Source organism: Chryseobacterium polytrichastri (assembly GCF_900142445.1).
Lineage (GTDB): Bacteria > Bacteroidota > Bacteroidia > Flavobacteriales > Weeksellaceae > Chryseobacterium > Chryseobacterium polytrichastri.
In genome coordinates, this window is the sequence record NZ_FRAV01000037.1 from 39,671 (window position 1) to 50,162 (window position 10,492).

The 10,492-nt window shown below is 33.4% G+C and carries 9 protein-coding genes and 3 tRNA genes; 7 read left to right on the plus strand and 5 right to left on the minus strand.

The window, feature by feature from the left end; genetic code table 11:
* The first annotated feature begins 18 nt into the window (after positions 1-18).
* From BUB80_RS18715 to BUB80_RS18730, 4 genes are all read left to right on the plus strand, one after another.
* Complete coding sequence (locus BUB80_RS18715; RefSeq protein WP_073296236.1) at positions 19-1,248, plus strand: ABC transporter permease; 1,230 nt, start codon at positions 19-21, stop codon at positions 1,246-1,248.
* A gap of 32 nt (positions 1,249-1,280) precedes the next feature.
* On the plus strand, positions 1,281-1,946 hold the full coding sequence (locus tag BUB80_RS18720) for a DUF2461 domain-containing protein (protein WP_073296239.1): 666 nt from the start codon (positions 1,281-1,283) through the stop codon (positions 1,944-1,946).
* A 179-nt stretch (positions 1,947-2,125) separates the two neighbouring features.
* On the plus strand, positions 2,126-2,920 hold the full coding sequence (locus tag BUB80_RS18725; RefSeq protein WP_073296242.1) for an FkbM family methyltransferase: 795 nt from the start codon (positions 2,126-2,128) through the stop codon (positions 2,918-2,920).
* A gap of 9 nt (positions 2,921-2,929) precedes the next feature.
* On the plus strand, positions 2,930-4,408 hold the full coding sequence (locus tag BUB80_RS18730) for a lipopolysaccharide biosynthesis protein (RefSeq protein WP_073296245.1): 1,479 nt from the start codon (positions 2,930-2,932) through the stop codon (positions 4,406-4,408).
* Here BUB80_RS18730 and BUB80_RS18735 read toward each other — a convergent pair.
* From BUB80_RS18735 to BUB80_RS18755, 5 genes are all read right to left on the minus strand, one after another.
* Positions 4,401-5,471 carry a hypothetical protein gene (locus tag BUB80_RS18735; RefSeq protein ID WP_073296248.1) on the minus strand — a complete coding sequence of 357 codons (1,071 nt, stop codon included), beginning with the start codon at positions 5,469-5,471 and terminating at the stop codon, positions 4,401-4,403. The two genes, BUB80_RS18730 and BUB80_RS18735, sit on opposite strands and share 8 nt — an antisense overlap.
* A 237-nt stretch (positions 5,472-5,708) precedes the next feature.
* A complete protein-coding gene (locus BUB80_RS18740; protein ID WP_073296250.1) occupies positions 5,709-6,563 on the minus strand; it encodes a glycosyltransferase family 2 protein in 855 nt (284 codons plus the stop codon).
* A gap of 1 nt (position 6,564) precedes the next feature.
* Entirely contained in the window at positions 6,565-7,362 is a 798-nt protein-coding gene (locus tag BUB80_RS18745) for a class I SAM-dependent methyltransferase (RefSeq protein ID WP_073296253.1), read from the minus strand.
* 8 nt (positions 7,363-7,370) lie between these two features.
* The gene (gene aspA / locus BUB80_RS18750) at positions 7,371-8,771 is read right to left on the minus strand and encodes an aspartate ammonia-lyase (RefSeq protein WP_073296256.1); all 1,401 of its coding nucleotides are present in this window, start codon (positions 8,769-8,771) and stop codon (positions 7,371-7,373) included.
* A 73-nt stretch (positions 8,772-8,844) separates the two neighbouring features.
* Positions 8,845-9,873: an N-acetylmuramoyl-L-alanine amidase gene (locus tag BUB80_RS18755; protein ID WP_073296259.1), complete on the minus strand. Its 1,029-nt coding sequence runs from the start codon at positions 9,871-9,873 to the stop codon at positions 8,845-8,847.
* 136 nt (positions 9,874-10,009) lie between these two features.
* Here BUB80_RS18755 and BUB80_RS18760 point away from each other — a divergent pair.
* The 3 genes from BUB80_RS18760 to BUB80_RS18770 all read left to right on the plus strand — a co-directional run bounded on the left by BUB80_RS18760 (position 10,010) and on the right by BUB80_RS18770 (position 10,304).
* A tRNA-Ser gene (locus BUB80_RS18760) sits at positions 10,010-10,094 on the plus strand.
* 29 nt (positions 10,095-10,123) lie between these two features.
* Positions 10,124-10,198: transfer RNA gene (locus BUB80_RS18765), tRNA-Pro, on the plus strand.
* 32 nt (positions 10,199-10,230) lie between these two features.
* Positions 10,231-10,304, plus strand: a tRNA-Arg gene (locus BUB80_RS18770).
* The last annotated feature ends 188 nt before the right edge of the window (positions 10,305-10,492 follow it).

A 10,492-nucleotide genomic window follows, 5' to 3' on the forward strand; every position in this document is an offset into this window, starting at 1 on the left:
GCCTAAAAACGATACAAAATGAATCTTTCTAATCTCTTCAGAATTGCCTGGAAAGCACTTTTAAGAAATAAGCTCCGTGCATTTCTTACCATGCTTGGGATCATCATTGGTGTAGCCTCTGTTATCGCTATGACAGCAATTGGAGAAGGTTCTAAAAAAAGTATCAGCGATCAGCTTTCATCAATGGGCTCTAACATGATTACCATTCGCCCCACAAGTAATGTAAACGTTTCAGGAGGCGCCAGAATTGGAGCTGCCGGACTTCAAACATTGAAAGCAAAAGATGCAGATGCTATTGCCAGTGGAGCTCCGGATGTTTCTTACGTTTCACCTGCTGTTCAAACAAACGGACAATCTATCAACAGTGCCAATAACTGGCCCACACAACTTCAAGGGGTAAACGTAGATTACTTTAGCATAAGAGACTGGGATGTATCAGATGGTACCCTTTTTACTCAAAAAGACGTGACTTCTTCCAATAAAGTTTGTCTTCTTGGGCAAACGGTTGTAACGAATTTATTTCCAAACGGTGGAAATCCTATCGGAACCATTATTAGATTCAACAAAGTTCCGATGAAGGTGATTGGTGTTTTAGCAGCAAAGGGTTCAAATGCCTTCGGTCAGGATCAGGACGATGTCATCATTGCTCCTTTTAACACCGTGCAGAGAAGATTTTTAGGTATTACTTATGTGCAAACCATCTATGCATCATCCACTAATGAAAACACATCCCAACAGGCGACTGATGAAGTTTCAGAAATTTTGAGAAAGCAACATAAACTTCCTCTTGATGGAAGTAATGATGATTTTTCTGTACGAACTCAGGCAGAACTGATTTCTACCATGAGTTCTACAAGTCAGCTTCTGACTGTACTTTTATCTGCAATAGCAGGGATCTCTCTTATCGTTGGAGGGATAGGAATTATGAATATTATGTATGTTTCTGTTACAGAAAGAACCAAAGAAATAGGACTAAGAATGTCTATTGGAGCAAGAGGAAAAGATATTCTGTATCAATTCCTTATTGAAGCTATTCTTATCAGTATAACTGGTGGGGTTCTGGGAGTCATCTTAGGAGTTTTGGTTTCAGAATTAGTCACTATTTTTCTTTCTTGGCCAACGTTTATTACAGAATCATCCATTATTATTTCTTTTATTGTCTGTGCCATCACGGGTGTCTTTTTCGGGTATTACCCAGCCCTAAAAGCTTCAAAATTGGACCCGATTGAAGCATTGCGATATGAATAGTTTTAGCTAAATTTGATGTAAAATAAAAAAATATGTCGGCTACCATTTCTACAAAAACCTTTGATTTCTTAAAAAAGTTGACCAAAAACAACAATCGTGAATGGTTCAATGAAAATAAAAATCTATACACAGAATCTCAGGGTAATATGATTTCTTTTCTTGAAGATTTAATTAACGAAATGGGAGAATTTGATCAAGACCTGGCTAAACTTGATGCTAAAAAAGCCTTATTCAGAATTTATAGAGATACAAGATTTTCAAAAGATAAGATCCCTTATAAAACCAATTTCGGAGCTTCTCTAGGAATGGGAAAAGGAAGTCAAAAAGGTGGATATTACCTCCATACAGAACCTGGAAAATCATTTTTAGCCGGTGGAATTTATATGCCTGAATCTTCCGTTTTAAAAGACGTAAGAAAAGAGGTTTCGTTATATGGGGACGATTTTCTTAAAATCATCAACAATAATAATTTCAAAAAATACTTCCCTGAATTGGATCAAGCCGATAAATTGAAAAAAATACCACAAGGTTTCGAAAAAGAAGATCCAATGGGCGAATTCTTAAAACTAAAAAGCTTTATTGTGGTTTATAATTTAAAAGATGAAGAAGTATTGGATAAAAACGCAGTAAAAAACATGACCGAAATTTTTAAGCTTATGAAACCTTTTAATGATTTTCTGAATACACCGTTTCAATAAACTCAAGTCATTTTTTACTCTGTAGAAAATGAAACTACTATAATTGCACCTATATAGCTAATCTCTTATTTAAAAAACACTCTTACGTTTATAACTAACAGTCAATTAATTACAATTAAACAAAATTAACATCAGTTTCACATTTTTATGTACCTTTGCGGTTCGTCAAAAAACTACCGATGTCTTTATACCAAAAAATTGCAGAGAAACTACAGTATATTAGTCCGAATTTTTATAAAAAAAGATATTTTAAGACCTTAAATCATCTTAATAAAGATAATTTTTCAGCACGTAATGTAGAGCCAGAATTGGTCTGGATAAAAGAATATTTGCCTAAAGAAGCTGTAATTTTAGATATCGGAGCTAACGTTGGAACGTTTCTTTATCAACTTGAAAATAAGCTTAACCACGATCATATTTACGCTTTTGAACCTAATAAGAAGTTGTATACTCGTTTAAAAAGATTGTTCCCTGCAATGAGGGTTCTGCCTTTGGCTCTTTCTGATGAAAATACAACTGCCGAGTTTAAAGTTCCTATTATCAATGGTAAAATGATTGCATCAAGAGGAACCCTAAATACTTCATACAAAGAGAAAGGCGAGGAAAAAAGTTACACCGAGAAAGTAAAGGTCATTAAATTAGACGATTGGGCAGCAATAGAGCACTTTAACCGACTAGACTTTATCAAAATTGATGTTGAAGGGAATGAAATGAAAACACTGAACGGTGCAAAAACTATTATTCAACAGTTTTTGCCAACTTTAATGGTTGAAATGGAACAAAGGCATCATAACAGCCCTATTTGGAATGACATTTCAGAAGTTGAAACCTGGGGATATGATGCGAAATATCTGAACAGACATACCTTTGAGCTTGAAAAACTCACAGAAGAAATTTTGACACACAACACCAACGACGAAAAAAATAAAACAGAATACATCAACAACATTATTTTCATACCCAAGAACCTTTAAAATATCATTATGAGCGTAGTAGCAAGGCAAGGCTTCAAATATTCCATTATTGGTTATATTGGTTTTTTGTTAGGTACAATTTCTGCAATTTTCATATTTCCTTATGATTTTGAATTTTACGGAAAATTGCGCTACATCCTTCCTACTGCAGAAATGTTGGTTCCTTTTGTTGTTCTTGGAATCTCTTATTCAAATGTGAAATTTTTCCATACCGTGGAAAAAGATGGCAAAAAGCAGAACATGCTTTCGCTCTCTTTGCTTACTATTTTTATTAATTTTTTGATTTTCACCATTGTCTTTTTTCTCATTCCTTTTTTCTATCCAAAGTTTAAACTTTCAGAAGCATGGAAAACCAAAGAAATGATTCTCCCTCTAATTCTGATTCTTTCTTTTTGTGCGATTTTCAATAAATATACTTCGAATTATAAAAGAATTGTTGTCTCCAATATATTTGATAACATTTTCCCAAAAATAGCTAATCTAGGAGCTTTTTGCCTATTTTTTTATTTTGCATTATCTCAGAAAATAGCTTTTGCTTTCTTTTTCGGAATTTTCACTTTAATGCTCTTCGGATACATTTATTACACCAATAAATTAGAAAAAATACAACTAGATTTCAATACAGATTATTTTAAGAAAAATGATTTCTGGAAAGAATTTTTCAACTATAGTTTTTTCGGATTCCTAGGAACATTCGGTAATTATTTAGCTATTAACAGCTTTATGATTGGTGAATATTTAGGAATGGAAGAAGTGGGAATTTACTCCGTTTTATATGCCTTGATTTCTTTAATCTCTATTCCGCAATTGGGATTATTTAATATTTCTGCACCCATCATCAATAAAACATTGGCGGACGGGGATATGAAAGAACTGGATAGATTTCACAAAAAGACCTCATTATCTTTATATTTTTTAGGAGCAGTATTGTTTTCATGCATCATGGTCGGATTTCCTTTTCTAACCCAATTCATGCCTAAAAACGGAACAATGCTAAGAGAATATGAACCCGTAATTTGGATTTGGGGTTCAGCAGTTTTAGTAGATCTCGCGACAGGATTTAATGGAAATATTATTTCATTGTCTAAATATTACCGTTTCAATATTTTAGTAATGCTTTTGTTGGCAGGGCTAACCATTAGTTTAAATCTTTATTTCATCAAGAACACAGACCTTAAATTGATAGGAATTGCTTTATCTACAGCCATTTCCCTGACAACTTATAATGTTATTAAAATCATATTCAATTATGTTGTTTTCAAGGTTTCTCCTTTAACAATTGAAATGATTTTTGTTTCAATTATCTGTACGTTAGCCATAACTGTTGCTATTGTATTACCTACTTTTAATAATAATTTCATCAACTTGATTTACAAACCAACTGTTGTTTTGGTATTGATTTATATTGGAAATTACTTCACAAAAATATTTCCTATCGAAGATTATCTGAATATTAAATTCATTAAAAGTATTTTTAAGATTAAGTAGTCATTAATTGATTTAAAACCTTTTCTAAATTTGCCTGAACTGATTTTTTATTATACTCTTTTTGAAAATCGAAATCACTGTTTTTTAACGCTTTAAACTGTTCGATTACAGAATCATCCTCGGGAATAATACAATCTAATTTTGAAGAATAATTCTTAGGAAAAACAGCTAATTTTCCATACTTAATGGCATCCCCAAGATTGCCTGTCATTTTAGTCTTTCCGTAAATTTCTTTTTGGCTAAAGAACTCAGTTTCCTGTTGAATCGGGCACCATAAAACATCTGCTTCACTCATCCATTTTTCAAAATCAAGTTGAGAAATTCTTTCTGAAAAGTGGGTAATATTAATTTGTTCTAACGACTTTTTCAAGTCCATTATTTCTCGTAATTCTTTTCCTTCAGCTTTTCCTAAAAATATAAATTCAATTATTTCGCTTCCAATATTTGAACCTTTCTTTAGATCATTCTCCCATTTTCTTATATTTGAAAATACTCTTTTATAATCTCTTCTCATTTGAGAAACTCCTCCGGGAATAACGATTTTCAATACTTCATTCCCTGAATGACGATCGTTTTTAGTGTAAAATAGGGGAAGAAATGTATATCTTCCAGAAGCTAATTCCTGATCTAATACCAGTAAATTTTTCGCTTTTTCATATACTTTAGGAGCATAAAAAAGTCCTTCTTTCCACCATAATTTCAATCGGTAAATCACATCTTTTTTAAAGACATTTTTTATTAAATCAGACTTTGAGATGGTTGTAAAATTAATATTATGAACAACAATCGCTGTATTAAATTTCTCAGTAATAGCTTGAAAAGTATTGAAATAACGATGAACAGTTCCTATAATAATCAGATCATATTTTTTAATTTTCAGCTGATCTACAATCATTGAGCTATCTGACAAAAATATATTTCCCTTCGACTCTTTTATTTGATTTTTAATCTTTTGAGAAAAATAATAATCCACTTCAAATTCATGGGAATCTTGCATGATTTCTATAAAATCCTGAGCAATTTCTGCGTGAGTGTCTATTTCTATGTAGGCTATTTTTTTCACTGTAGGTTTGGGCTGAAACCCATTGGATTTTTACTTATTATTTTAAACAGGCTTTAACCCGTTTCTATTGATATTTTTAATATGAAAAATTCGTAAAAATATTTAACAGCAATTTCATGCATCTTCTTTGTCATACTGAAAGCATCTCTACAATACCTTTTATAATTAGGGTTTAGATTCCTACAGAAATTGAAGATTCGACGAAGTCAATGACAAACTGTATGTTTAATTATTTAACTATATCTTTAACCATTTCTTTTTCAAAGCTTTCCAACGTTTATCGTTAATCGCTTTTTGCTCATCTTTCGTGATTTTCAGTTCCAGTTTTTTTGATCTGCAGTTTTCGTAAGACTTAACTATTTGAAAGAAAAAGGGAATCGATTTACTTTTCATCGCTTCTTTGGAAGATGCGATATAAGCCAGAAATCTTTTTAACCCTAGAAAATAAAAATACCTTCCATAATAATCAGATTCTTTTACCGTGTAATCTGCGCCTTTTACTTTAATTAATTTCACTTGTAAATCAGGTAAAACAACTTCTTTCCAGCCCAGATTTTCAAGCAAAATAGAATCAATATTATCCCAACCTAAAGTTTCTCTCAGTCCTCCGATCTCTATAAAACACTCCTTTCGATAGGCTTTCATTGGTCCTCTCACATGATGTTTATTTGAATTCCCTTCGTACACCCATTCTCCATTTTTCTCAATATATAAGAGACCTCCAATCAAGCCATATTTAGGATTATTTTGAAAAGATTCTTCTATTTTTTCAAGATAATTATCCGGTAAAATAATATCAGCATCAAACTTACAAATGATATCAAACTCATCCAAATTCTGAGTTCTTAATCCATTTTTAAAAGCATTGACCACTTTTGAACCCGGCTGATGCGCCGATTTCTGAAGATCTATTGTTTGAAAACGAGTATCAATATCTGTATATTTTTTGATGATTTCAGAGGTTTGATCTGTAGAACCATCATTTACCACCACAACCTTAAACTCTTTACAACTTTGCTGCTGTAAAGAGTTTAGAGTAAATGGGAGATTATCTTCTTCGTTATGCGCAGGAATGATAATGAGAAACTTCACCTTATTTTTTAATTTTCAAATTTACTTCAAATAAAAATTTAGGCTCTTGTAAACTTTCAAAAGTTTTTGTTTTAAAATCACCTTTAATAAAAACTGCACACATAGAATTGGCTACATGATATAAGTTTTGATGAGAACCCGGAGGTAAACCATCCAAAATTCCTTGAAAAACTTCATATCTTATTTTCTCTGGATTAAATGCATAATCATGCCACACCACTACCGTATTATCATGCACAAGATGTTGAAAAACCTTTTCAGTATCATTTTTCACCATTTCGTAGCAATGATCACCATCGATAAAAATTAGGTCATATTTTTTATTTAATCCTCCAAAATCAAATGTTTTTGAATTTCCTTCCAAATGAAGAATTTCAGGATTGTTCTTTGAAATAATCCCATGAAGATCCGCATATTTCTTATCTACACCGAGCTCCAAAAGTTCTTTTTCTGAAAGATTAAAAGTTGTACAATCGTTAATCACTTTGGCTACATTCCAAACACTTTCGCCTCTCCATGTTCCAATTTCAAAATAGCTTTTCTTTCCTTTTGCCAAAGTTTTTAGCAATGCCAAATCTGTAGGAATTGAACCTCCATCCAGAAAGCATAAATCAATGGTTTCATCAAAAAATCCTTCACTCAGATCTGGGAGATTGATCTGAGGAAGGGTTTCCAAATGAGGATATTTTTTAAGAAATTCTTTTTTCTTTACATTTCTGTCGTTAAGCACCAAGTTAAGCAGGCTTGGATCCTGGGCTATCGTTTGTAACGCTTTGACAGTTTTGTTGATCTTACTCACAGAAAATTTTATTTATTATGAGGTTTCAGCATGTTTTTAGGATCAAGGATCTCATCAAGTTTTTCCTGAGAAAGCAATCCTTTTTCCAATACTAAATTATATACACTATTTCCTGTCTCCAATGATTCTTTTGCAATCTGTGTAGATTGTTTATAACCGATGTAAGGATTAAGAGCTGTAACAATTCCGATACTGTGTTTCACCATGTTTAAGCACACTTCTTTATTCGCTGTAATCCCGACAACACATTTGTCACGAAGCGTATCTAAAGCATTGCAAAGGAAATTGATGTTTTCCATAATCGCGTGAGAAAGAACCGGCTCCATTACGTTTAATTGTAACTGACCTGCTTCTGCCGCAAAAGTCACTGTTAAATCATTTCCAATTACTTTATAACACACCTGATTCACCACTTCCGGGATAACAGGGTTTACTTTTCCAGGCATAATGGATGATCCCGGCTGCATTGGAGGTAAATTGATTTCAAACAAACCCGCTCTAGGTCCCGAAGAAAGCAATCTCAGATCATTACAAATCTTTGATAATTTCACCGCAAGACGTTTCATGGCTGAAGAATAGATTACGTAAGAACCTGTATCTGGTGTAGCTTCCACTAAGTTTGGAGCCGAAACGATTGGAAAGCCTGTAATCTGAGTTAAGTTTTTAGCACAAAGTGTTGCATACCCAATTGGAGCATTAATTCCTGTTCCAATTGCTGTAGCTCCCATGTTTACTTCAACGAAAAGATCTGCATTGCTATTTAATTTAGAAATATCTTCTTCTAAATTAGCTGCAAATGCTTCAAACTCTTGTCCCAATGTCATTGGAACTGCATCCTGAAGCTGAGTTCTTCCCATCTTGATAACATCCTGAAACTCCTCTCCTTTCGCACGAAAAGCAGCGACAATACTTTGTAGTCTATTAACCAACCCAACATTCATCTGCAATAATCCCATTTTTATTGCGGTAGGATATGCATCGTTGGTTGATTGTGAAAGGTTGATATGATCATTGGGCGAACAAAATTCATATTCCCCTTTATTTTTACCTAATTTTTCCAACACTCTGTTGGCTATAACTTCGTTGGCATTCATATTGATTGAAGTTCCTGCCCCACCCTGAATCATGTCTACAGGAAATTGGTCATGAAGTTGCCCAGCTATTAATTCATCACATGTTTCCGCGATTTTGAAATACAATTCTTCATCAAGCAAACCTAATTCATAATTGGTTTTAGCTGCCGCTTTTTTCACAAAAGCCAATCCTCTGATAAAGTCCGAATATGAAGAAAGCAGTTGTCCTGATATCTTGAAATTATCAATTGCTCTTTGAGTCTGAACTCCATAGTAAGCATCAATCGGTACATTTAGTTCTCCCAATAGATCACTTTCTTTTCTGAAATTTTCCATTACAGATTTTTATTTTTAAATATAGTTTTAAATATAGCAAAAACGCATCATAACCGATGCGCTTTATTTTTTTTTATTTTACAGGGTATTTTAGACTTAAAGCTTGTAATATTGACCATGTTTCGGCATCCATAATTCCGTCATAATTTTGTGGACGGAAATGGTACTGAAAAGCTTCAATTGTTTTTTTTGTAGTATCATCCCATTTACCACTCAAGTCTAATGTATACCCAAACTTTTGCAATTGAGTTTGTACACTAAAAATGAATGTAGGATCATTGTATTTTACAGTAAAATCAGTGGATGTAGCCAAATCATAATAGTTTTGTTTTGATGCTTCATCATACCACATTCCTATTTGGTATTGATCATACAATTTTTTCCAAGGAAAAGAAGGTCCCGGATCCTGCTTTCTTGTTGGCGCAATATCTGAATGAGCCAATACATTGGTTGCGGGAATCTGATATCTTGTAATGATATCTTTCGCCAAAGCAGCCACTTTTTTAATCTGATCATCATTGAAAGGGGCAAATATTTTTTTACCTGTAGCATCTGATGTGTAACCTGCATTTACAATTTCAATTCCGATAGAAGTATCGTTAAGGTTTTTATCATTTCTCCAAGAGCTTACTCCTGCATGATAAGAACGTTTATTTTCATCAACTAATTGATAAATCTCATTATCTCCTGTATTGTTTACTAAATAATGTGCGCTAACAGCCTGTTGGGTAAGCACCGTTATAGATTTATCATCCGGCAATGCTGTATAATGTAATATCAAATATTTCTGTCTGAAATTTTGCGCAATAGCAGGGAAATAGGTTTTCACAACTTTATAACCTGCAGGTTTTGCAGACACAATAGAACCATAGCTTACCGTGTTATCATTTTTAGCTGCATCCGATATATTAGTAGTGAAAAATTCTACCCCGTGATCATTTGTAATTTGTGGTTTTGGTTTTTCAGGAGTTTGTGTTTTTACTACAGTTTTTGGCTGTGATACTGGGCCTTTCGGTTTATAAGAACTTTTTTTCACATTTTGCTGTGGAGTACACGAAAAAACGAAAGCACTTAATCCGATGATATATAATGTTTTACGCATTGGTCTATTTTTTTAATCATTTATTACCTCAAAAATACACAAATTTTTCTTGAAAAATATTTGGTAAATAAAGAAATCTATTCTATATTTGCACTCGCAATAACAGAACAACGATCATTAAAAAATAAAGAAAAAAGGAGGGTTGCCAGAGTGGTTAATGGAGCAGTTTGCTAAACTGTCGACGCGAAAGTGTCGCAAGGGTTCGAATCCCTTACCCTCCGCATTTTTTTCTTTACCATCTATTTATATTCGGGGCGTAGCGTAGTCCGGTCATCGCGCCTGGTTTGGGACCAGGAGGTCGCAGGTTCGAATCCTGCCGCCCCGACTGTTTTAATAATTTTCTCAAAATTATTCAATGGGTGCGTAGCTCAGCTGGATAGAGCATCTGCCTTCTAAGCAGACGGTCTCAGGTTCGAATCCTGACGCGCTCACTTAAAAAACCTCATAGCTTTTGTTATGAGGTTTTTTGTTTTTTATAGTGTCTAGTCCTGAAATAGCGATACACAAAAAAAAGAATCTTTATTGGATCAGTTCCAAAACTTGGGGACTACGCAAAAAGTTTAGATAATCTAAAAAGGAAAAACGATTTATCTCGCACGCCTCTAAGTTGTAATCTGAA

What these genes read in the sequence shown, in the direction of transcription:
- BUB80_RS18715 (WP_073296236.1), top strand. Translation starts at nt 19, where the DNA reads ATGAATCTTTCTAATCTCTTCAGAATTGCCTGGAAAGCACTTTTAAGA.
- BUB80_RS18720 (WP_073296239.1), top strand. Translation starts at nt 1,281, where the DNA reads ATGTCGGCTACCATTTCTACAAAAACCTTTGATTTCTTAAAAAAGTTG.
- BUB80_RS18725 (WP_073296242.1), top strand. Translation starts at nt 2,126, where the DNA reads ATGTCTTTATACCAAAAAATTGCAGAGAAACTACAGTATATTAGTCCG.
- BUB80_RS18730 (WP_073296245.1), top strand. Translation starts at nt 2,930, where the DNA reads ATGAGCGTAGTAGCAAGGCAAGGCTTCAAATATTCCATTATTGGTTAT.
- aspA (WP_073296256.1), bottom strand. Translation starts at nt 8,771, where the DNA reads ATGGAAAATTTCAGAAAAGAAAGTGATCTATTGGGAGAACTAAATGTA.
- BUB80_RS18755 (WP_073296259.1), bottom strand. Translation starts at nt 9,873, where the DNA reads ATGCGTAAAACATTATATATCATCGGATTAAGTGCTTTCGTTTTTTCG.